The organism is Nocardioides sp. NBC_00163 (assembly GCF_045206295.1).
Taxonomy (GTDB): domain Bacteria; phylum Actinomycetota; class Actinomycetes; order Propionibacteriales; family Nocardioidaceae; genus Nocardioides.
Map to the genome: position 1 here is coordinate 4288376 of NZ_CP108155.1, position 22808 is coordinate 4311183.

The 22808-nt window shown below is 69.4% G+C and carries 21 protein-coding genes; 11 read left to right on the top strand and 10 right to left on the bottom strand.

Features of this window, described 5'->3' with window-relative positions; all coding sequences use genetic code 11:
* Positions 1-100: 100 nt before the first annotated feature.
* Together OG801_RS20520 and OG801_RS20525 are read left to right on the top strand one after the other, a co-directional pair.
* A complete protein-coding gene (locus tag OG801_RS20520; protein WP_406030956.1) occupies positions 101-871 on the top strand; it encodes a sensor histidine kinase in 771 nt (256 codons plus the stop codon).
* A 4-nt stretch (positions 872-875) separates the two neighbouring features.
* Positions 876-1532, top strand: coding sequence for a LuxR C-terminal-related transcriptional regulator (locus OG801_RS20525; protein ID WP_406030958.1), 657 nt, complete (start codon positions 876-878; stop codon positions 1530-1532).
* 19 nt (positions 1533-1551) lie between these two features.
* Here the strand turns inward: OG801_RS20525 and OG801_RS20530 are convergent, their stop codons facing one another.
* The 4 genes from OG801_RS20530 to OG801_RS20545 are packed head-to-tail and all read right to left on the bottom strand — an operon-like array spanning position 1552 to position 5186.
* On the bottom strand, positions 1552-2187 hold the full coding sequence (locus OG801_RS20530; RefSeq protein WP_406030960.1) for a DapH/DapD/GlmU-related protein: 636 nt from the start codon (positions 2185-2187) through the stop codon (positions 1552-1554).
* Between the two features lie 59 nt (positions 2188-2246).
* A complete protein-coding gene (locus OG801_RS20535; RefSeq protein ID WP_406030961.1) occupies positions 2247-3278 on the bottom strand; it encodes a hypothetical protein in 1032 nt (343 codons plus the stop codon).
* Positions 3275-4525, bottom strand: a complete 1251-nt coding sequence (locus OG801_RS20540; RefSeq protein WP_406030963.1) for an MFS transporter — start codon at positions 4523-4525, stop codon at positions 3275-3277. Before OG801_RS20540 ends, OG801_RS20535 begins: the two co-directional genes overlap by 4 nt.
* A gap of 4 nt (positions 4526-4529) precedes the next feature.
* On the bottom strand, positions 4530-5186 hold the full coding sequence (locus OG801_RS20545) for a hypothetical protein (protein WP_406030965.1): 657 nt from the start codon (positions 5184-5186) through the stop codon (positions 4530-4532).
* Between the two features lie 164 nt (positions 5187-5350).
* On the opposite strand from OG801_RS20545, the gene OG801_RS20550 reads away from it, so the two are divergent.
* From OG801_RS20550 to OG801_RS20570, 5 genes are all read left to right on the top strand, one after another.
* A complete protein-coding gene (locus OG801_RS20550; protein WP_406030966.1) occupies positions 5351-6922 on the top strand; it encodes a class I adenylate-forming enzyme family protein in 1572 nt (523 codons plus the stop codon).
* Between the two features lie 8 nt (positions 6923-6930).
* Positions 6931-7800, top strand: a complete 870-nt coding sequence (locus OG801_RS20555; RefSeq protein WP_406030968.1) for an SGNH/GDSL hydrolase family protein — start codon at positions 6931-6933, stop codon at positions 7798-7800.
* A gap of 28 nt (positions 7801-7828) precedes the next feature.
* On the top strand, positions 7829-8236 hold the full coding sequence (locus tag OG801_RS20560) for a holo-ACP synthase (RefSeq protein ID WP_406030970.1): 408 nt from the start codon (positions 7829-7831) through the stop codon (positions 8234-8236).
* A complete protein-coding gene (locus OG801_RS20565) occupies positions 8229-8630 on the top strand; it encodes a VOC family protein (protein ID WP_355020344.1) in 402 nt (133 codons plus the stop codon). Before OG801_RS20560 ends, OG801_RS20565 begins: the two co-directional genes overlap by 8 nt.
* 372 nt (positions 8631-9002) lie before the next feature.
* Entirely contained in the window at positions 9003-10277 is a 1275-nt protein-coding gene (locus OG801_RS20570) for a DUF222 domain-containing protein (protein ID WP_406030973.1), read from the top strand.
* A 515-nt stretch (positions 10278-10792) separates the two neighbouring features.
* Here the strand turns inward: OG801_RS20570 and OG801_RS20575 are convergent.
* The 6 genes from OG801_RS20575 to asnB form a co-directional block, all read right to left on the bottom strand.
* Entirely contained in the window at positions 10793-11128 is a 336-nt protein-coding gene (locus OG801_RS20575) for a metalloregulator ArsR/SmtB family transcription factor (RefSeq protein WP_355232207.1), read from the bottom strand.
* A gap of 4 nt (positions 11129-11132) precedes the next feature.
* Positions 11133-11774, bottom strand: a complete 642-nt coding sequence (locus OG801_RS20580) for an SRPBCC family protein (protein WP_355020347.1) — start codon at positions 11772-11774, stop codon at positions 11133-11135.
* Positions 11775-11817: 43 nt separating this feature from the next.
* On the bottom strand, positions 11818-12756 hold the full coding sequence (locus OG801_RS20585) for a hypothetical protein (protein WP_406030975.1): 939 nt from the start codon (positions 12754-12756) through the stop codon (positions 11818-11820).
* Entirely contained in the window at positions 12749-12976 is a 228-nt protein-coding gene (locus OG801_RS20590; RefSeq protein WP_355020349.1) for a hypothetical protein, read from the bottom strand. The genes OG801_RS20585 and OG801_RS20590 overlap by 8 nt, the downstream gene beginning before the upstream one ends.
* A gap of 81 nt (positions 12977-13057) precedes the next feature.
* Positions 13058-14065, bottom strand: a complete 1008-nt coding sequence (nadE, locus tag OG801_RS20595; RefSeq protein ID WP_355020350.1) for an NAD(+) synthase — start codon at positions 14063-14065, stop codon at positions 13058-13060.
* On the bottom strand, positions 14062-16077 hold the full coding sequence (gene asnB, locus OG801_RS20600) for an asparagine synthase (glutamine-hydrolyzing) (protein WP_406030977.1): 2016 nt from the start codon (positions 16075-16077) through the stop codon (positions 14062-14064). Before asnB ends, nadE begins: the two co-directional genes overlap by 4 nt.
* Before the next feature lie 182 nt (positions 16078-16259).
* On the opposite strand from asnB, the gene OG801_RS20605 reads away from it, so the two are divergent.
* Genes OG801_RS20605 through OG801_RS20620 form a run of 4 tightly spaced genes read left to right on the top strand, consistent with a single transcriptional unit; the run spans position 16260 to position 22767 of the window.
* On the top strand, positions 16260-16535 hold the full coding sequence (locus OG801_RS20605) for an acyl carrier protein (RefSeq protein WP_406030979.1): 276 nt from the start codon (positions 16260-16262) through the stop codon (positions 16533-16535).
* Positions 16536-16545: 10 nt separating this feature from the next.
* Positions 16546-17154, top strand: coding sequence for a serine acetyltransferase (locus tag OG801_RS20610; protein ID WP_355020353.1), 609 nt, complete (start codon positions 16546-16548; stop codon positions 17152-17154).
* Complete coding sequence (locus OG801_RS20615) at positions 17151-17993, top strand: glycosyltransferase (RefSeq protein WP_406030981.1); 843 nt, start codon at positions 17151-17153, stop codon at positions 17991-17993. The genes OG801_RS20610 and OG801_RS20615 overlap by 4 nt, the downstream gene beginning before the upstream one ends.
* Positions 17994-18012: 19 nt before the next feature.
* Positions 18013-22767 carry a DUF4082 domain-containing protein gene (locus OG801_RS20620; protein ID WP_406030983.1) on the top strand — a complete coding sequence of 1585 codons (4755 nt, stop codon included), beginning with the start codon at positions 18013-18015 and terminating at the stop codon, positions 22765-22767.
* The last annotated feature ends 41 nt before the right edge of the window (positions 22768-22808 follow it).

Here is a 22808-nt window from a genome sequence, read left to right on the forward strand (position 1 = left end):
GGCGCTGTTCATGTCGGACCTTCAGGTCCGCACGTGTTTCGTGCGCCTGGCCGCGTCTTGGGAGGCCGTGGGACGAGGATGACCTGGGAGAGCTGTGTCGATGTCAAGAGTCGGTCGGGATGAACGAGCCCGGCTGCACGAGGCTGCCTCCGCGCTGGCCGGGATCCGGGCGGCGACCACGCTGCTCAGCTCTCCGCGTGCGATCGGTGACGACCGGCGGGCCGCGATGACGGCGATGGTGCAGAGCGAGCTGGAGCGGCTCGAGCGGATGGTCCAGCGGCAGCAGGATGCCGCGAGGCCGGGGATCCCGGAGCCGCGGACCGATGAGTTTCTGGCCGATGAGGTGGGGGCTGGCGAGATGCGGGCCGAGGTGATCGACCTCGACTCCGTGGTGGCCACGATGGTGCTCGCTCATGAGGCCAAGGGCACCGACGTGGTGTGGCGCCCGAGCCGGATGCTCGCGCTGGGCGACTCCGACCAGCTGACCGAGGCGCTCAACGTGCTCCTCGACAACGCCGCGGTCCACGGGAGCGGATCGGTCCGGATCGAGGTACGTGCCGCCGAGCCGGCGAGCACCTCGGTCGAGATCGCGGTGACCGACGACGGGCCGGGGGTCCCGCCGGAGCTGCGCCGGCGGATCTTCGCCTGGGGCGTCAGCAGACCGGGCTCGACGGGCCAGGGCATCGGCCTGCACGCCGCGCGAGACCTGATGGAACGCCAGGGCGGCTACCTCGAGCTGGTCGAGGCGAGCGAGCGCACCACCTTTGTCCTCGGCATCCCGATGCTCGGTTGTGCCGATGGCGGGACAGGCGACGGGGCCGACCAGCACGACACCCCGACCCGGGGAGGTCGCCGTGGTGTCGCCGCGTAAAAGGGTGAAGGTGGTCATCGTCGAGGACCACACCCTGTTCGCCGAGTCGCTCGAGCTGGCCCTCACCTTCGAGGGCTACGACGCCCACCGCGTCGACCTGCCCGAGGAGCCGCTCTCGGAGGCCAAGCTCACCTCGCTGATCATGCGCTCCCAGCCACGCATCGTCCTGCTCGACCTCGACCTGGGGCAGCACGGCTCGGGCGTACGCCTCATCGCGCCGCTCGCCAGGGCGGGTGCCGACGTCGTCGTGGTGACGGGCTCGACCGACCAGACCCGCTGGGGGCACGCCCTGCATGTCGGGGCTCGCACGGTCCTGCCCAAGACGGTGCCGCTGGGCGAGATCCTGGGCACCGTACGCAGGCTCAACTACGGTCTCAGCGTCCTCGACGTCGACGACCGTGAGCGCCTGATCCGGGCCTGGGTGGGGCAGGAGCAGGGCGTCATCGAGATCCGTCGCCGGCTCGCCCAGCTCTCCCCGAAGGAGTCGCAGGTGCTCGAGCACCTGATGGACGGCTTCACCGTCGGCGACATCGCCAAGCTCCGCGTGGTGTCCGAGGCGACCGTGCGCACCCAGGTGAAGTCGATCCTCGCCAAGCTCGGGGTCTCCTCGCAGATCGCGGCGGTCAGCATTGCCCACAAGGCCGAGTGGCGGGCCGCCTGACCCTCGGTCGATCGACGCGTCAGACCGCGACCAGCCCGTCGTCCTCGCTCGTGCCGCGCAGGACGTAGAGCGTGCCGGTCTTCGGGCAGCGCCAGGCATCGCCCTGAGCGACCAGCGGCGCGCCCGCGTGCCCGACCCAGCCCATCCGCTGCGCCGGGACCCCGACGACCAGCGCGTGGTCGGGTACGTCGCGGGTGACCACGGCGCCCGCTGCGACCATCGCCCAGGCGCCGATGGTGACCGGCGCGATGCAGACGGCCCGGGCGCCGATGCTGGCGCCGGTGCGTACGGTCACGCCGACGGCCTCCCAGTCCTTGCCGTCCTTGAGGGTGCCGTCCGGATTGACGGCACGGGGGAGGTAGTCGTTGGTGAACACCACCGCCGGCCCGACGAAGGCGCCGTCCTCGAGCACCGCCGGCTCGTAGACCAGCGCATGGTTCTGGATCTTGCAGCGGTCTCCCACCACGACCCCGGGACCGACGTACGCCCCTCGGCCGATGATGCACTCGCTGCCGACCCGGGCGTGCTCGCGGACCTGGGCCAGGTGCCAGACAACGGTTCCGGCGCCGATCGTGGCACGGTCGTCGACGTCCGCGCTGGGCTCGATCCTGGGCTCGATCCTGGGGGCGGCGGCGTGAGTCTCCTCAACGGTCATCCCCACAGCAAACCGAAGCTCGGCAGGTGGGTGGGCAGACCCGCGATGGAGTACCCGATTCAGCGTAGGACCGCGGGCGAGGCCGCCTCCGCGACGAGCACTCGAGGGGTAGCGGAGGCCGAGGTGTCGAGCGCCCACACGTCGCTGACCGGCTCGCCTTCGCGCTCCAGGCCGTAGAGGACGGTGTCGTCATCGAGCCACTCGATCTGGTCGTCGATGCTGTGGGTCTCACCGGCGAGCACGGTGCGCTGGCCGGTGGCGAGGTCGAGGACCGCGGGCGTCCATCGGGTGCCGTCCTTGTCGGCCTCCTTGAACGCGATCCGGGTGCCGTCGGGGGAGAGCGACGGACACTCGACGTGGTCGGCGATGGTCGTCAGCGAGCGTTCGGTGAGATCGCCGCGGGCCAGGTAGGTCCGCCCGCCCGTGGCGACGGTGGCGTAGAAGGTGCGGTCGTCGTCGGCGAAGGTGATGCCCCAGATGTTGCGGTCGACCGGGGAGACCTTGCGGCCGTCGACGACCAGCCTGAACTTCTCCAGGTCCCCGTAGCTCGCCCCGCCGATCCGGCGGATGAGGGTGCGCGTCGAGAAGCCGCTGACCATGTAGGAGTCGCCGTTGACGAACACCGTCGAGGAGACCAGCTGTCCGTCCGGCGAGATCCGGGTGCGGCTGGGCAGCCCCGGCAGGTCGGTCCCGTCGACCTCCTTCCAGGCCTTTCCCGGCGCCGAGGTCGCCAGGTCGGTCGCCCGGTAGCGGCTCACCACGCCCCGCTCGGTCACCAGGCAGGAGACCGACTGCGCCTGCGCGTAGACCCGGTCACAGCTCAGGTCGGTGAGCGCCCGGGCGCCGTCGGGGTCGGCCAGTGCCACGGCGCCGACGTGGCCGTAGTCGGCGTCGCGTCCGGTGTGCCGGAAGAGGATTCTCGGCCCCTCCTCGATCTGCTTCAGGGAGGTGGTCGTCGCGTCGGTGGCTCGGGACGTACGTCGGTCGTTCTCCGCGATCGCGGAGAGGGCGTACGCCGTCACGCCGGCCGTGACGAGCACGACGATCGCGCCGAAGATCGCCGTGCGCTGCTTGACCCAGAACGTCGTCATCGCACCGCCCTCCGCATCACGGCGAGCCCGGCCGGGATCGCGGCGAGCAGCACCGCGCAGACCGCGAGCATCGCGATCCGGGGGCCGACGGCGTACCAGAGCAGGCCGAAGCCGGTCGCCGCGACGAGGCGAGCCAGCGCGACGGCGGTCTGGGCGGTGGCGATGCCGCTGGCGCGTACGGTCTCGGGGACCAGCTGCCCGGCGACCGCGGCGAGAGTGCCGTCGGTCGCGGCGTAGAAAACGCCGAGGAGGAGCACCGCGGCGCACGTGGTCCAGAGCGCGCCGGACCCGGTCGCGGCGCACAGGTAGGCGGCCGCGAGCGGGAGATGGCCGAGCACGAGGACCCTGACGCGCCCGACCCGGTCCGCGAGCCTGCCCATCGGGACGGCCAGGGCGAGGTAGGCGAGGTTGGTCCCGACGTACAGGACCGGGAACCACTGCGCCGCGAAGCCGCCGGTCTCCAGCAGCGCCAGGTAGACGAACCCGTCACCGATGGTGAGCAGGGCGAGCACGGCGGACACACCGGTCACCCGCGCGAGACCGGGCGTCAGCACGGTGCGCCAGCGCACCTTGGGAGCCTTGAGGCGCGGCCCGCTGCGGCGAGGAGCGGTCCGGCGGACGGCGCCGGTGCGGAACGGCACGAAGCACGCCATCGTCGCCACCCCGAGCACTGCGAAGCCGAGCGAGACGACGAGCACGGTGTCGTAGCCGTCGGCGATCCGCCACAGGATCACGAACGCCAGCAGCGGCCCGAGCGTGGCCCCGATCGTGTCCAGAGCCCGGTGGACGCCGAAGCTGCGGCCCAGATGCGCCGGGTCGCTGGAGGCGGCGATCATCGCGTCGCGCGGAGCGGTGCGTACACCCTTGCCGACCCGGTCCAGCGAGATCGCCGCGGAGATCGTCCCGAAGCCGCCGGCGAAGATCAGGCCGAGCCGCGCGACCGCGCTCATCGCGTAGCCCGCCAGCGCCACCGGCTGCGGCCGGTCGGTGCGGTCGGCCGCCCACCCGGCCGCGATCCGTACCAGCGAGGAGACGCCCTGGTAGAGCCCGTCGATGAGCCCGTACGCCACCGGAGAGAGCCCGACCACCGCGGTCAGGTAGAGCGGCAGGATCGCCGAGACCGACTCCGAGGAGATGTCGGTCAGCAGGCTGACGATGCCGAGGGTGACGACGGTCCGGGAGACCCGCCCGCCGGTCTGCCGCGGCTCGGCACTCGAGGTGGGACGGTCGCTGAGAGACAGATACACCGGCTCAGGTCTTCGTGTGGAGGACGGAGTAGAGGGTGAAGTCGACGTTGCGGCGGCCGGTGTGGGTGACCGTGACGCTCACGGTCTCGTCGCCGCGGTGCATCGACATCGCCGGAGTGTTCTCGACCGATGTCGTCGTGACCTCCTTGAAGCCGTGCTTCGCGAGGGTGGTCCGGAAGTGACGCAGTACGTCGCACGGTTTCCGGCAGCTCGCGGTCAGTGCGACCTGGAGCGCGCCCTTGGTGGGCGAGACGCTGGAGACGTCGACCGTGGTGCGTGACGGGGGTTCGAGCGCTGCCGGGTAGCCGGCCACCAGCGTGCCCTTGCGGACCGCCTGCTTGGGCAGCGGCTCCGAGATCAGCGCCGCCGTCTTCGTACGTGGCTTCTCGGTGAGGCCGGGCAGGCCCGACTCGCTCGGCGTCGAGGCCGCCTCCGGCAGCGCTTCGGTCGCGGGCTCGGGGTCCTTCTCCGACTTCTCGCCGGACCCGGATCCGGCTTTGGAGCTCGGGTCGGCTCCCGGCGAGCCGGACTGGGACGAGGAGCTCGAGCCTCCGCCGTCGTTGCCGGACGAGGAGTCGGCGAAGCGTCCCGGCGCCCAGAAGATCGCGACGCCGACGAGCACGCCGAGCAGCACGAACATGAGGAGGCGCTTGAGGTTCACGAGACCAGTCGACGCGTAGCGGACCCGAGTCGGGACCGATGGGTGGGTCGCGTACTCAATTTCAGGCAGCCTGCCGAGCGGCCCACCGCCGGTCGAGGTGAGGCATGCGACGTTGCCGTAGCCGGGAACGGTCCCGGCCCAAGCATCCCGGGGGACGGGCCACGTTGAACACTGCCGACTTTCTTCTCGAGCACGCGCCCGAGGATTCGATCGCGCTCGCCGAAGCGGGTCGCGAGTACACCTTCGAAGAGCTGCGAACCAGCGTGTCCGTGCTCATGGGACGGCTCTCCGTGCTCGGTCTTACTCCGGGCACGCCGGTCGGGATCATGGCGCCCAACGGGCTGTTCTGGACCTCGGCCTATCTCGCCGCGCTCCGGATGGGGCTGGTCGTGGTGCCGCTGGCCGTCACGCTGCCGACCGAGGAGGTCGTGGCGCGGGCCCGGTGGGTCGGCGCCGACGCACTGCTGGTGGGACGCGCCCAGGCCGAGGCGCTGAGGCTGAGCCTGCCCCGAAGCCTCCCGGTCCTGGTGGAGCGGAAGGAGAGGCTGGTCCCGAAGCAGAGATCGACGCCGATCGAGCTGACCGACGCGGTCGAGGTCGACCCGGACCAGGACGCGCTCTACATGTTCACCTCCGGCACCACCGGAGAGCCGCGCGCCGTCCGGATCACCCACCGCAACATCCAGGCGAACACGACCTCGATCCTCGGCTACCTCGACGTCACGTCGGAGGACCGGATGCTGGTCGTGCTGCCGTTCACCTACGTCTTCGGGCTCTCGCTCCTGCACACCCATCTGCGTGCCGGTGCCGCGATGGTCATCCAGCCCACGTTCGTCTTCCCGCAGGCGGTGGTGGACCGGATGGCCTCCGCGCGCTGCACCGGCTTCGCCGGGGTGCCGTCGACGTTCGGGATGCTGCTGCGCAACAGCACCTTCGGCAGCACGGCGGTGCCGACGCTGCGGACGATCCAGCAGGCCGGCGGCCGGCTGGCCCCCGCGCTGGTGGAGCAGATGGCGTGTGCCCAGCCGCAGGCGCGGGTCTTCGTGATGTACGGCGCGACCGAGGCCACCGCCCGGCTCTCCTATCTTCCGCCGGAGGAGCTCCCCCGGCGGCCCGGGTCGATCGGCCGGGGCATCCCGGGCGTCGACCTGCGGGTCCTCGACCGCGACGGGGTGCACGTCGCCCCGGGCGAGGTCGGCGAGATCTGGGCCAGCGGCGCGAACATCTCGCCCGGCTATCTCGACGACCCCGAGGCGACGGCCCGCAAGATGCCCGGCGGGATGCTGCGTACGGGAGATCTGGCGAAGGTCGACGAGGACGGCTACATCTACGTGGTCGACCGGGTCGAGGACTTCATCAAGTCGTGGGGGCATCGGATCGCGAGCCAGGATGTCGAGTCCGCGGCTCTCTATCTGCCGGACGTGGTGGCGGCGGCCGCGGTCGGGCTCCCGGACGATGCCGCCGGTGAGCGGGTCGAGCTCGTGGTGGTGCGGCGCCGCGGGTCGGTGCTGCGCGGCGCCGACGTGATCGCGCACTGTCGCGAGCGGCTCTCGAAGCACATGGTGCCCGAGGTGGTCCGCTTCGTCGACGCGCTGCCGCTGAACGCGAACGGGAAGGTCATCAAGCGCGACGTACGTGCGATGTGCCTGCGGTTGGACCAGGAGCCGGCCGAGGGACAGGACGACGACGTCGATGATGCGGATGATGCCGGCTTCGAAGGGGTCAAGGTGGGTTGAGGATGTCGATGACAAAGGTTTCCGGTCCGGTGAAGCTGCTGGCCGGAGTATGGGCAGGAGTGCTGGTGGTCACGGTCGCGCTGGCCGGGGCATGGTTGCTGAGGAGTCCAGGGATGAACGAGCAGGTCGCGATCGCAGAGCCCAGCGAGTCCGAGCTGCAGGTCGCGGGGCAGACCAAGGTGCTCTTCGGGCACAACTCCGTCGGGATGAACATCCTCGACGGGGTCACGAAGGTGTACGCCGACGCCTCGGTGCCGGCGCCGGCCATGGCCGATGTGTCCGGTCCCGAGATCTCCGGCGCCAGCATGACTGATGCGGAGGGCGCGACGATGCGGCATGCCTACATCGGGGTGAACGAGGATCCGCTCAGCAAGTTCGCCGCGTTCGCGGAGCTGGTGGACAGCCCTGCCGGGAAGGACGTCGACGTCGCGCTGATGAAGCTCTGCTACGTCGACATCACCGCCTCCACCGATGTGCAGGCCGTCTTCGACGCTTATGTGTCGACGATGGACGAGGTCGAGGCAGCCCATCCCGACGTACGTTTCCTCTACACGACCGTGCCGCTCACCGCCGACCGCAACTGGAAGTCCAAGGTGAAGGCGGCCCTGGGTCGCGACGACGAGATGGGGCCGGCCGACAACATCGCCCGGGAGCGCTACAACGCGATGATCCGGGAGAAGTACGGCGCCACCGGCCGCCTCGTCGACATCGCCGCGGCCGAGGCCGACGGCACCGGGGAGCGCAGCCAGGACGGCAGCACGTACTACGTGCTCAACAAGAACCTGACCTTCGACCGCGGTCATCTCAATGAGGCCGGCTCGGAGGCCGTCGCCGCCGAGCTGCTCAAGATGGTGGCGACCCACAGTCCGGTCGCCTGAGGTGCTGACACAGGGCGATGAGCGTGCGATGAGCCTGCAGGGAGTCGGGATCGACATCGCCGACATCAGGCGCTTCGCTCGGCTCCTGGCGATGCGCGGCTCCGGGTTCGCGGTGCGCTGGTTCACCGACGCCGAGATCGCCCAGTGCATGGCCGCCGCGACCCCCGCCACGGCCTTCGCGATGAGGTACGCCGCCAAGGAGGCCGTCTGGAAGGCCCTCGGTCCCGGCGAATGGTCAGGGCCGCTGCCGTGGCGCGGGATCACCGTGCTCGAGGATGCTCCCGGGTCTCTCCAGGTCACCCTCGAAGGCCCCGCGGCGGACCTCGCGGCGCTGGCCGGTGTCACCGCCGTCCGCGTCGCCACCGTCCCCGGACCCCGGATGGCCATCGCCACTGCCGTCGCCGAAGGCGTCCCGATGCGGGGCGACGATGCCTGACCTCCGGCTCGACCACATCGGCATCCAGGTCCGCGACCTGCTCCGCACCGCCGAGGCCTTCGAGCGGCTCTTCGGCTACCGACGCGTCACGGACCCGGTCGTCAACACCCGCCACGGCGTCAGCGGGGTCTTCCTGGAGAAGCCCGACTCGATCCCCATCAAGCTCATCACTCCGGTGACTCCTGGGCCGCATGCGTACGGTCTCCATCATCTGGCCTTCATGGTTCCTGATCTGGAGTCGACACTTGTCGAGCTCGGGGTTGCTGGGGCTCGTACGCTCAGTCCGCCTCAGCCTGGGGAGATGTTCGACGACGAGCTCATCGCGTTCGTGCGGGCTGCTGGGATCAATGTCGAGCTCATCACTACTGATCGGCGTCGGGCTCGGATCCGCTGATGTTCTTTCGTGGTTGGGGTGGGCCGCCGACCCGTTCTTGGAGGGTCTTCTCAACGGACCCCGGAGTAAAGGACGGCCTTCGGCCGCCGGCTTCGCCGGCCGCTTCGCGGTCCTTGACACCGGGGCCCGTCGAGAAAAAATTTGGCTGGCTATCGGGGCGGCGGCCCGGGTGTGGCGCAGCGGATTCTTGCTGGGACAGGTGAGGTTGTTGGGGTGGAGGGGTGGCCCTTCGGGCCACTTACCATCCACAGATGCTAGGTCGTTCGCTCACCGCGAAAATGGTGGTTGACCTGGGAAAATAGATGGTCAGGGACGGGCTGGAGGCGTAGAATCAGACTCATCACAGCACACCTCTGAAGGGGAGGATGGGCGATGAGTCTCGGCCGCTCGATCGACCAGTGGGGCACCAACCCCGGCGACGCGATCGACGCAGCCTTGAAGGCCATCGAGACCGCCCTCCAAGACCTGCTCGCCACCGACCCCACCTACTGGCGCACCGAGCAGAAGAAGGACCTGCTGGAACGGTTGGAGAAGCTCCAGGCCCAACAAGCCGCGCTGAAGCTGAGGGTGCTCGCGTCTGCCGGCGACATCGCCGAAGAGACTGGCGCGAAGGACGCCTCCGCCTGGATGCGCGCCGAGCTCCTCGTCGACAAGGCCGTCGCGCGCTCCCAGATCAAGCTCGCAGCAGGGATGGCGAAGTACGACCTCGTTGCCGCCGGTCTCGCTGAAGGTGTGGTGTCCCAGGACAAGGCCAGGGTGATCACCAAGGCGCTCGACAAGATCGAGGCCGACCCCGTCGCCAGCGCCGAGGACCTGGTCCTGGCGGAGAAGCTGCTGGTCGACTACGCCACCCGGTTGACGGCCAACGAACTGCAGATCGTCGGGAAGCGGATCCTGGCCGAGATCGACCCGGATCGGTTCGACGACGGCGAAGCCAAAGCCCTCCTTGCTGAAGAGGAACGCGCCCAGCAGAAGACGGCGTTGCGGGTGTGGGACAACTACGACGGGACCGTCGGGTTCGAGGGTGTGTTGCCGACCTCGATGGGGATGCGGTTCAAGCGGCTGGTCGAGGCCTGGGCTCAACCCCGCAAACAACAGCTCGTCGCCAAGAGCGCCCCGCTGCCGCCGTGGGAGCGCCTCATGGGCCAGGGGTTCTCACGGCTGTTGGAGACCCTCGACCCGGCCTCGTTGCCCCGTCACGGTGGTGACGCGACCACCATCAACGTGGTCATCTCCCTCGAGGAGCTCCGCAAAGACCTCGGCATCGCCACCCTCGGCTACGACGAAACCAACGGCACCACCATCAGTGCGGCCGAAGCCCGGCGGATGGCCTGCAACGCCACCATCATCCCCTGGGTGTTGGGCGGCGACAGTGAGGTCCTCGACGCCGGCCGTGGCAGTCGGTTCTTCCAGCCGATCCAGCGCAAGGCGATGCGGTTGCAGCGGAAGTGCTGCCAGGCCGAGGGTTGTGACATGCCACCGGAGTGGTGCGATGCGCATCATCTAGAGCCGTGGGCTGCGGGTGGGAAAACGGATCTGAAGGACGGGGCTTTGCTCTGCCCGCATCATCACCGTCTGGCGCACAACCCTGCCTACGTCCACGCGCGGCTACCCGATGGCACGATTCGGTTCACCCGCCGCCCCTAACCGGCTCGCCGAGACTGTCTCGACTCCACGCTTGCTGTTTCCCTGCTGGTGGGGACATTTCCCCACTGCGGCGGAGGTCCCCCACGCTCCGGAGCATGGGGAACCTCCGCGCCCGTGGGGAACTCTTCGGATGTGTGGGGAAAACCTGACCCTGCCGGCACCGAACCCGCCCCGACCAAAGCGACGGCTAGCTTGTGAACGATTCACAAGGTCCCGCCCACTGTCATAGGCACCCACGAGGCACCCGCCGCCCGCGCACGACCAGCCACGGGCCCCAAGCCCGTGCCCAACTGAATCCGCTGCGCCACACCCTCGCCGCCGACCCGATACAGGCGAAATCTTTCTCGATCGGGTGCCGGGTCAAGGATCGCCGGAGGCGACCGGCGAAGCCGGCGGCCGAAGGCCGTCCTTGACGCGGTGCGTGATCGAGAAACAATCGAAGCACGGGTCGGCGGCGAACCTTGAAACGAAGCCACGGCCCCTTCTGCGTGCCCTCCCGAGACCAACGCGCGGCTTCAGTCCCCCGTAGAACCCTCCCGACGCCCACGCCGAATCTCCGTGTCGAGAGCATCGAGGTGCTGGGTCCAGAAGCGGCGGAAGGGGGTGAGCCAGGCGTCGACCTCGGCCATGGGGCCGGTGTCCAGGGAGTAGATGCGGCGGGTGCCGTGGGGGCGTACGTTGGCGAAGCCGTGCTCGCGCAGGACCTTGAGCTGCATGGAGACCGCCGGCTGGCGGATGCCGAACTCGGCGGAGATGGTCTCGACGATCTCGCCGGAGGTGAGGTCGTCGTCGGCGAGGAGCTCGAGGATGCGGCGGCGTACTGGGTCGCCGAGGACGTCGAAGGCGTGCAAGCGGCTAGTCCGGCATCGCGGTGTAGGCGGCTACGCAGCGCTCGCCGGCGGCGCGGGCCTGGTCGGGGGAGGTGCCGAAGGCGATGTCGGCCTCGACCCAGGCGGCGGCGGAGCCCTTGGTGTGCTCGATCATCGCGGGCAGCGCGTCGGGGGACATCGGGTCCATCTTCTCGGCCTCGGGGGCGGAGAGGTGGAGTGCCAGGCCGAGCAGCATCTGCTCCCAGCCGATGCCGACGGCGCTGGGGCCGAACTCCTTCCACTGCTCCGGCGGGACGGGGGCGGAGTGCTCGAGGCGGAGCAGCGTACGGCCGCCGGAGGCGGTCAGGGTCGCGTCGACCCATGACATCATGTCGCCGTAGGCCCAGGTGATCGAGAGCAGCTTCGGGCGGTCGCAGGCGAGGATCTCGCCGCCGGCGTTGCCCTCGAGCTGGTAGCGGCCGCCGACCTCGAAGTCGCCGGTGACCGGCATCAGCCAGCGCGGGATGCGCTCCTTGGTGGTCAGCGCGTCCCAGACCTCGTCGGGGTCGGCGTCGTAGCTGCGCTCGACGACGAGCACGCGCAGCTCCTCGCCGCCGCGGGTCGTCGTGGTCAGGGCGCGGTTCACGGCGCCGAGGTGGTCGGCAGGGATGAAGGGTGGTGTGCTCATACCTGCCGACGCTATATCAACGGATCTTGATATTCAACCCTGATCACCCGCCAGGCAGGTGCGCCTCGGGCCCGACGAACCGGAACGCGATCTGGAGCTTCTTGAGGCTCCGCGGATCCGGCGTCGACTTCGCGCCGGTGCCGCCCGTCTTGATCTCGAACTTCTTCCAGGTGGCGAGCGTGGCGCTGTCCACGATGCCGTTGACCACGAGGTCCGAACCGGCCTTGGCGTTGAGCGCGTTCTGGATCCAGCCCACGCCGTTGGTGCGGATCCGCTTGCCCTTGCGCAGACCCGCCGCGATCTGGAACTGGTGCTGGACGACCGCCAGGTTCGACTTGGTGTTCTTCGGCTTCCACACGGGCTTGGCCTTCGACCTCGCGTACGCCGCGTAGTCGAAGATCGTGGCCCTGATGTTGGCGGGGTGCCAGCTCTTGTCACTGCCTTCGCCGTGCTGGCCCTTGAGACCGAACGCGTGGTGCAGGTAGTCATCGAGCTGCGAGCTCGTGGCCTGGAAACCGAAGAGCGCCGAGCCCCCGTCGACGTACTTCCCGACGGTGACCCCGAGGTCGCGGAAGTCGTCGGTCCGGACGACACCGGACTGCGGCGGCAGCGTGAACCCGTGGATGTGGTGGCCGAACGCCGGCGGGAAGCGGTACCAGCAGGCGTACCCGAGCGCTCGTAGCCACTTCTCCTGCGTTCGCCAGTTCACGCCCGGGATGTGCAGGTCGGTGCAGGCGTCGTGGTCGTGGGTGCCCGCGGACGCCCTGACGGTGTTGTTGAACGGCGCCTGGATGATGACGATCCTGGTGCCGAACTTCTTCTGCGCAGCGGCGTCGATCGCGCACAGGTGCGCGATGGTCCGAGCCGATCCCTTGACCAGCTTGCCGCTCGAGGTCGTTCGCGACCACAGCGCCAGAGCGGTCTGCTTCGGTGGGTTGTTCCAGTCGATCGGCTTGCCGCTGAGGGTGAGCATCTCACTCATAGATCAGGTCCTCCGGAAGATCCTCGGCAGGGATCATCGCGTCGGTGCCTGCGGTCTCCGCAGCCTCGCCGTCCTCGGTGTCCTCGTCGAAGATGTTGATAGCGGTGACGGCCTCGTCGATCTCGATCTCGAGTGCGTCGATCATCGGCTTGGCGTCGCTGTCGGAGAGACCGAGTGACAGGTCTACGATCTCGCCGGGTTCTGGTGACGGTTCGGACATGGAACCTCCTCGGTTCTGGGTGGGACATGTCTCCATCCACCCTGTTCCGGTCACCGCACGGCGAGCCGCAGCGTCAAGGATCTACCTAGGACTGGCGATCTCGGCGACGTCCTCGACGAGCATCGGGGCGGCATGGAAGTAGGCGGTCGTACGCCGCTTCTGCTCGATGTCGCGGTAGACACGCTCGACCTGCTCGACGGTCAGCCCGGTGGCCTCGGCGACCTCGGCGGTCGGGACGTCGTGGTTGAGCCCGTAGAGGCACAGGTCCATCCGCTGGTAGGGCAGCGAGAAGTAGAACTCCTCCTGCGACTGCTCCAACGAGTAGGTGTCGGTCGTCGAGGGACGGGCCTGGATCTCCTCGGGCACGCCGAGGTGGGCGGCCATCGCGTAGACCTGCGACTTGTAGAGGTGCGCGATCGGCTTCACGTCGGCGGCACCGTCGCCGAGCTTCACGAAGAAGCCCTGGTCGTACTCGAGCCGGTTCGGGGTGCCGGCGACGGCGTAGTTGAGCCGGTCGGCGTGGAAGTACTCCAGCGCCTTGCGGGCGCGCTGCTTGAAGTTGGTCGCGGCCACGATCTCCAGGTAGGCCTCGGTGGTCAGGCGGTGCGTGCTCTGCGCGCCGGACGGGTCCTCGACGACGACCGAGAAGAGCCGGAACGCGTCGGAGTCGACCACGCTGGGCAGCACGATCTTCGACTTCCACCCCTGCCCGTACGCCGGCACGACCCGCCGGATCGCGTCGTCCCGCCGCTGGTAGGCGCCGAGACCGACCAGGACCGGGGAGATGTCCTCGAGCACCGAGTCGATCCCCAGGGCATCGGTCAGCTTCGTGCTGAATCCGATCGTGTCGTCGGAGGACTCCTGCTCGGGCATGTGCAGCGCGAAGACCCGATCCGGGCCGAGCGCCTTGACCGCCAGCGCGGCGACCACGCTGGAGTCGATTCCGCCGGAGACACCGAGCACGATGCCCTTGCGCTTGTTCGCCACCAGATAGTGGCGGATCGCGTCGCCGATCCGGATCGCCTCCGCCTCCTCGTCGAAGCGGAGCGTCTCCAGTCCGTACGCTGCGTTCTGGCTGGTCGTGGTCATGCTGAGGTCCTTCCGGTCGGCTCGAGGCTGGGCCCGAGAATCTGGTCGAAGACGGTGAGCGGGGCCGGCGGTGCGGCCGATGAAGTCGGTGCGGTGAGCAGCTCGCTGTGCAGCAGCTGGGTGGACAGGACGGCGACCAGGCGCATGTTGTCGGTGTTGCCCAGGCCCCGTCCGCCCGTCCGCCGGGCCTTCTCCAGCAGCCGCTGGACGAGCTCTGGCCGGAAGACCCCGGCGGCCTCCAGCGCGGAGCCGGAGGTGACGTCGAAGACCCAGTCCGGGGTGCCGCCGGCGAAGAACGCGGCGGCATCAGGTGCCCGGTAGGGCTGCTTGGGGCGGCGCAGGATCTCCTCGGGCACCAGGTCGGCGAAGGCCCGCTTGAGCAGGTGCTTCTCGTCCATGCCGTGGATCTTGTGCTCGGCCGGGACCCGGCCGGCGAGCTCGGCGACGTGCGGGTCGAGGAACGGGAACCGGCCCTCGACCGAGTTGCCCATCAGCATCCGGTCGCCCTGGGAGGCCAGGATGTAGCCGGGCAGCAGGGTCGTCATCTCCAGCCACTGGGCGCGCGCGACCGGGTCCCACGACGCGGCCGAGGCGGGCATCGCGTCGACGACGCCGGCCGCACTGCCACCGACCGACCGGATCTCGGGCCGCAGCATCGAGGCCAGCACCGCCGTGGAGTCCCACCGCGGCCGGTGCGACATCGCCAGATCGTCGGCCGAGAGGTTGCGGGAGAAGAAGCTGCGTGCGAACGCCGGCGCCTGGTTCGGGGAGCGGTGCATCCACGGGTAGAGCTGCTGGACGGCCGCCTCGGCGGCCTCCGGGTCCCGCAGCCACAGGTCCCGGATCTTGGCCTCGCGGAAGATGTCGTAGCCGCCGAGCACCTCGTCGGCGCCTTCGCCGGTGACGACCACCTTGAAGCCGGCTTCCCGCACGAGCCGGGAGAGCAGGAACATCGGCGCCGGGGCGGTCCGCAGGAGCGGCGACTCGGCGTGGCGTACGACCTGGGGGAAGACGTCGGCGATGTCGCGCTCGCTGACCACGACGTCGTGATGGACGGTGCCGAGCCGCTCGGCCATCAGCGCCTGGAAGCCGCCCTCGTCGAACTCGGCCTCGGCGAACCGGAGCGAGAACGTGTGCAGCGGCGCCGATGTGAACCCCGCGATCGCGCCCGCCGTGACCGCGGAGTCGATCCCGCCGGAGAGGTACGCGGCCACCGGTACGTCGCTGCGCTCGAACCGTAGCCGGGTGGCGGCCATCAGCGTCGTACGCAGCGCCTCGGCGTTGGCCTCCAGGTCGGTGAGCTCCTCGGCACCCGCCGGTGGGAACGAGGGCGCCCAGTAGCGGCGCTCGACCTCGACCCCGTCTCGGAAGGAGAGGTAGGAGCCCGGGGGCACCTGCGCGATGTCGCGGAAGACGGTGCGCGGGGCGACCGCCGACCACAGCGTCAGCACCTGGTCCAGCCCGGCCGGGTCCAGCTCGCGCGGGACGTCGGGGGAGGCGTACAGGGCCTTGACCTCGGAGGCGAAGAGCAGCTGCCCGGCGGCGCGCGTGTAGAAGAGCGGGCGGACGCCGAAGCGGTCCCGGGACAGGACGAGCGTTCCGGTCCGGCGGTCCCAGATCGCCAGCGCCCACTGGCCGTTGAAGCGTTCGAAGCAGCCCGGCCCCCACTCCTCCCAGGCATGCACGATGACCTCGGTGTCCGAGCGGGTGTCGAAGACGTGGCCGCGGGAGCGGAGCTGGGCGGCCAGCTCGACGTGGTTGAAGATCTCGCCGTTGAAGGTGACCCAGACCTGCTCGCTCTCGGGTGAGGATCGGCACGAGCGGCTGGTCATCGGCTGGGTGCCTCCGACCGTGTCCACGATCGCCAGCCGCGTGTGGCCCAGCGCGACCCGCTCGTCGCGGTAGTAGCCGCTGCCGTCGGGGCCACGGTGGGCGAGAGCGCCCAGCATGTCCCGCACGAGGGCAGGGTCAGGCGCCTCGGTGCTGCTCAGCACCCCACAGATCCCGCACATGGCGCTCCTCGATCGATCCCGGACGGTGCCCGAAGGTTTGCTCGCGCAGGTATGCCAGGGCACCGGGATAGACCCGTTTATCACCCAATGTCGGCATCTCCGGGCCCGATTTCTGCTCCCGACCCGCTTCGGCTGACAGAACGGAGGGGCATTCGTAGACCGTTCACAAACAGGGAGATGTGATGGCGGACGTACAGCGCACGATCGAAGGCTTCATCCTGGACAGCCTGCTGCTGGGTGATGAGACCCGGTTGCCCGGGCCGTCGGAGTCGCTGGTCGAGTCGGGCGTGATCGATTCGACCGGGATCCTGGAGCTCATCGAGTTCCTCGAGGCGGAGTTCGGGATCTCCGTGGACGAGGCCGAGACCGTGCCCGAGAACCTCGACGGGGTCGCCAATCTGGTGGCGTACGTCGGCCGGAAGACAGCGGCCCAGGATCGAGAGAGCCTTGCTAGTTGACGGAGCCCAGGTGACAGGCGACTTCGAGGTCGACCTGGCCAAGATGTACGCGATCGTCCTCGACGGTCCGCGTACGTCTCGCCTGTCCAGGCTGCGGTTCTGGCTCTTCGATTACGAGCTGCACTGCGTCGCCTGCTACCGCTTCGGACGCTGGGCGACCCGGCTGCGCACCCGCAACCGCCTGCTCGGCGTGCTCGCGCTGGGGGTCTACTGGTTCTGGAACCGGCGCAACATCCGCGTCCACCACGCCGACATCTTCCGGCGCGCCGACATCGGGCCCGGGCTGCTGCTCATGCACCGCTCGGGGATCATCGTCGGCCCGGCCGTGGTCGGCAGCAACTGCGTCCTCCACCAGAACGTCACCATCGGCCAGCGCATCGCCGACGGCGACCAGGGCCTGCCCACGATCGGCGACGACGTCTGGATCGGTCCCGGCGCGGTGATCACGGGCGCGATCACGGTCGGCGACGGCTGCACGATCTCCGCCGGCACGGTGCTGTCGAAGGACGTCCCGCCCCACAGCCTCGTCTGCGGCAACCCCGGCCGGGTCATCGCCAAGGACTACGACAACAGCAACATGATCAACTTCGTCGTCCCCAGCGGGGAGCGACCATCATGATCGCGAGCGTCGTGGTGCCGGCGCACAACGAGGCCAAGGGGCTGTCGGAGAACCTGACGGCCCTGCTCGACGGCATCCCCGAGGGGGCCGTCGAGGTGGTGGTCGTCTGCAACGGCTGCACCGACGACACCGCCGCCGTGGCCCGGAAGGTCCCGGGCGTACGCGTCCTGGAGATCGCCGAGGCCTCCAAGGCGCGCGCGGTCGAGGTCGGCAACGCCGCTGCGGTCACCTATCCGAGACTTCACCTGGATGCCGACGTACGCCTCACCGGCGCCGACCTGCTCCGGCTGGTCGACGCGCTCGAGGAGGACGGGGTGCTGGCCGTCGCGCCGGGGCGGAGCATCCCGACCGAGCACTCCTCCTGGCCGGTCCGCGCCTACTACCGGGTGTGGCAGGCGCTTCCAGCAGTACGCAGCGGCCTGTTCGGCCGCGGGGCCTTCTGCCTCACCGCCGAGGGCCAGGCCCGGATCGCCGCCGCCACCGGTCCGGGGGCGAGTCTGATGAACGATGACCTGGTCGCCTCGGAGCTGTTCACGCCAGCCGAGCGCCGCGTCGTCACCGACGCGACCGTGGTCGTGAGGCCGCCGCGTACGGTGAAAGACCTGGTCAGACGCAGGATCCGCGTCGCGACCGGCAACGCTCAAGCCGACGCCCATGGTGCTCGGCACGGATCCACCTCGTTCTCGGATCTCCTCACGCTCGGGCTACGTCAGCCTGCGATCGGACTTCGGGTTCCGGTCTTCATGACAGTCACCCTCGTCGCCCGGATGCTCTCCCGCAGAGCTGTCCGGACCGGCGACTACACCACCTGGTTGCGCGACGAGAGTTCGCGAGCCTGATCCGAGAAGGAGCACGACTGTGAAGCTGCGAACGGGACTGGCCGCGTTGCTCGGAGTTGTTCTTGTCACACCTGTCATATCGCTCGTCACTGCGTCCAGCGCGAGTGCCGACCCATGTGGGCCGGAGGGCAATGCGATCGCGTGTGAGAACAGCAAACCAGGGAGTCCCGCGAGCGAATGGGGCATCACCGGCGCCGGCGACAGCTCGATCCAGGGGTTCGCGACCGACATCAGCGTCGACGTCGGCAACCGGATCGACTTCAAGGTCGACACCGATGCCTCGGCGTACACGGTCACCATCTACCGGATGGGCTACTACGGCGGTGACGGCGCCCGCCGGATCACCTCGGTGACCCCGTCGGCGAACCTGCCGCAGAACCAGCCCAACTGCTACCGCGACACCACCACCGAGATCACCGACTGCGGCAACTGGGCGGTCTCGGCCTCCTGGAACGTGCCGGCGACCGCGGTCTCGGGCGTCTACGTCGCCAAGCTGGACCGCGGCGACACCGACGAGTCGAGCCACATCACCTTCATCGTCCGTGACGACGACAGCCACTCCGACGTCGTCTTCCAGACCTCCGACACCACCTGGCAGGCGTACAACAACTACGGCGGTTCCAGCTTCTACACCGGCGGCGGGAACGGCCGGGCCTACAAGCTCAGCTACAACCGTCCGTTCTCGACCCGCTCCGGCGGGACATCCCACGACTTCTTCTTCGCCAACGAGTACCCGCTGGTGCGGTTCCTCGAGCGCAACGGCTACGACGTCAGCTACATCGCCGGGATCGACACCGACCGTCGCGGCGGACTGCTCACCAACCACGAGACCTTCCTCAGCGTCGGGCACGACGAATACTGGAGCGGGCAGCAGCGGGCCAACGTCGAGGCCGCCCGGGATGCGGGCGTCAACCTGCAGTTCCTCAGCGGCAACGAGGTCTACTGGCGGACCCGCTACGAGGCCTCGAAGGACGGCACCAACACGCCCTACCGGACCCTGGTCACCTACAAGGAGTCCTGGGCGCAGGCCAAGCTCGACCCCGCCCCGGAGTCGACCGGCACCTGGCGCGACCCGCGCTACACGCCGAAGTCCCAGGGCGGCGGCAAGCCGGAGAACTCCCTGACCGGCACCATCTTCATGTCCAACCTGACCGACCTGCCGGTGACGGTGAAGAAGTCCCAGGGCGGGCTACGGCTGTGGCGCAACACCGGCCTGTCCGGGATGACCGCCGACCAGACCGAGCTGGCACCACACACGGTCGGCTATGAGTCCGACGAGGACCAGGACAACGGGTTCCGACCACCCGGCCTGATCCGAATGTCGGAGACGACCGGGTTCATCGACAACCAGTACATGACCGACTTCGGCCGGACCACGGGCGACGGAACCACCACCCATGCGCTCACGCTCTACCGGGCCGCCAGCGGCGCGCTCGTCTTCGGCGCGGGATCGGTGCAGTGGACCTGGGGCCTCGACTCCGAGCACGACAACCCGTACCACGACGAGACCGCCGACCGCCGGATGCAGCAGGCGCAGGTGAACCTGCTGGCCGACATGGACGCCCAGCCGACGACGCTGATGAGCGGCCTGGTCGCGGCGACCAAGACCACCGACACGACCGGTCCGTCGGTCGCCATCACGTCGCCGGCTGCCGGCTCGACACAGCCCAACGGCACCAAGGTGACGCTCACCGGCACAGCGACCGACACGGGCGGTGGCGTGGTCGCCGGAGTCGAGTACTCCCTCGACGACGGCACCTCCTGGCACCCGGCGACCGGGACGACCGCCTGGTCGGTGACGTACGTCCAGCCCGGGGTCGGCAGCACCCCGGTGCGGGTCCGCGCCGTGGACGACAGCGCCAACATCGGCACCGCCGTCAACCGGAGCTTCAACGTGACCTGCCCGTGCAGCATCCTCGGCCAGCGGGAGGTGCCGACGACCTGGAACGCCGTCACCAGCCCGGCGACACCGTCGGCCAACGACGGCGGCGCCGCCGAGCTCGGCCTGCGCTTCACCCCGCAGGCCGACGGGTACGTCGCGGGCGTCCGCTTCTTCAAGGGCGCCGGCAACACCGGCACCCACGTGGGCTCCCTGTGGAGCAGCAGCGGAGAGCGGCTGGCCCAGGTCACCTTCACCAACGAGTCGAGCGGCGGCTGGCAGTCGGCGACGTTCAGCCAGCCGGTCGCGGTCGCCGCGGGGGCGAGATACACCGTCTCCTACACGGCTCCGGCCGGGCACTACGCCGTGGCGCCGTGGGCGTTCGCAGCGCAGGGGTTCGAGGCGTACCCGTTCGAGGTCGAGGGTGGCTACGGGGCCGCTCCGGCAGGGGTCTACGCGGGTGCCGGGCAGTTCCCGGCGAGCTCGTACCAGAACCCCAACTACTTCGTGGACGTGCTGTTCACGACCACGGACAACTCGCCGCTGGCCGCCACCAACCAGTGGCCGCTGGCCGACTCCTCCTCGGTCCCGCGCAACACGACGGTGAGCGCCAGGTTCACCAAGCCGGTGGTCGCCTCGTCGGTCGGGCTGCGCCTGACCGACTCGCTCGGCAACGTGGTGGCCGGGTCGACCGCCTACGACTCGACGACCAGGACGGTGACCTTCACCCCGTCGGCCAACCTCGCCGGGTTCGTCACCTACACCGCCACGCTCTCGGGGCAGGACAGCGGTGGGACGGCGATCTCGACCGGGAAGACGTGGTCGTTCCGTACGGCCAAGCCGCCGGCTGCGGCAGGGGTCTGCCCGTGCTCGATCTATGACGAGGACGCCACTCCGACGGTCCTCCAGGACCCGGAGAACGCGCAGCTGACGCTGGGCGTCAGGTTCCGCGCGGACGTCGCCGGCACGGTCACCGGGGTCAAGTTCTACAAGGGCGTCAACAACGCCGCTCCGCACACCGGCACTCTGTGGTCGGCCAACGGGGCGGTGCTCGCCCAGGGCACCTTCACCGGCGAGTCGACCAGTGGCTGGCAGACGCTGACCTTCACCGAGCCGGTGCAGATCCAGGCGAACACCGACTACGTCGCCTCCTACCGCACCAACGGCTACTACTCGGCCACCCCGAACGCCTTCGCCTCGGCCAATCTGTCGAAGCCGCCGTTGCGGGTGACCTCGACGGCAGGCGCGTACGCCTATGGCACGGGCTTCCCTGCGGGGACCTCGCCCTCGAGCTACATGGTCGACGTCGTCTTCGAGAAGGGCGCACCGTCGCTGACGATGACCTCGCGCAGCCCGGTTCCCGGGGCGGTCGAGGTGCCGCGCTCGACCAACGTGGTGGCGTCGTTCTCCTCGGCGATCAGCTCCGGCTACTCGGTGTCGGCGACCTCGGGCGGCCAGCCGATCCCGGGGACGACGACGCTCGGCAACTCCGGGACGACGCTCACCTTCGACCCGACCTCCTCGCTGCCCGCATCCGCGGACGTGACGGTCACGATCAGTGGGGTCACCTCGACCGAGGGGGCGAGTCTGCCCACGCAGACCTGGACGTTCCGGACCAGATCCGCGGAGACACCAGCGAGCCAGACGCTCTTCGGTGACGTGGTGCCCGCGGTCGAGGCACAGGACGACAGCTCTCCGGTCGAGGTCGGGACGCTGTTCAGTCCCACCCGAGACGGCCGGGTGACGGCGATCCGGTTCTACAAGGGAGCCGGCAACGGCGGCACCCACGTCGGGTCGCTGTGGACCTCGACCGGCCAGCGGCTCGCCCAGGTGACCTTCACCGGTGAGACCGCCTCCGGCTGGCAGCAGGCCACGCTGTCCAGTCCGGTGGACGTGCAGGCAGGGGTGTCGTACATGGTCTCCTACCTGGCTCCGCAGGGGCACTACGCGACCACGTCGCAGTTCTTCGCGACCGCCTACTCCTCGGGTGACCTGACCGCTCCGGCGGGCACCAACGGTCGCTATCTCTATGGTGCCGCGGGTGGATTCCCGCAGTACTCGTTCGGGTCGACGAACTACTTCGCAGACGTCGTCTTCGAACGGGCGGGACCGACCATCTCGGTCACCGAGCGGGTTCCGGACCCGGGCACGACCGAGGTGGCGACCTCGGTGAACCCGTCGATCACGTTCTCGACAGGGATCGCGACCGGCTGGAACATGTCGGTCACGGCCAACGGGTCCTCGGTGGCGGGTTCGGCCGCGCTGAGCACCGACGGACGTACGCTGCGCTTCACCCCGTCGGCGGCACTGCCGTCCGGGGCGACGGTGTCGGTGACGGTCTCGGGGGTGGTCTCGACCGAGGGGGCGAACCTGCCCACGCAGACGTGGTCGTTCACGACGGTCCCGGCCGTCGTGACGGAGGTGTCGCTGTTCACCGGGGTGACTCCGCAGACCGCGTCGACGCTCGACATCCTGCCGATCGAGGTCGGCACCGCGTTCTCGACGTCGGTGGCCGGATCAGTGACGGCGATCCGGTTCTACAAGGGCACAGGCAACACCGGCACCCACACCGGCTCGCTGTGGAACTCGGCAGGCACCCGGATCGCCCAGGTGACCTTCACCAACGAGACCGCGACCGGCTGGCAGACCGCCACGTTGCCGACACCGGTCGCGCTCACGCCGGGGGCGACGTACGTCGTGTCCTACTACGCGCCGAACGGGCGCTACTCCTCGACGCCCGCCGCCCTCACCCAGTCTCGGACGGTCGGCCCACTGACGGCCCCGGGCGGAGCCAACGGCAGGTATCGGTACGGGGCCGGAGGGGGGCTCCCGAACCGATCCTGGAACTCCACGAACTACTTCGTGGACGTGAGGTTCCGCCCGGCGTCCCCCTAGGCCGGCTGAGCGGTCCCTAATTGGGGGGATAGGTGGGGCGA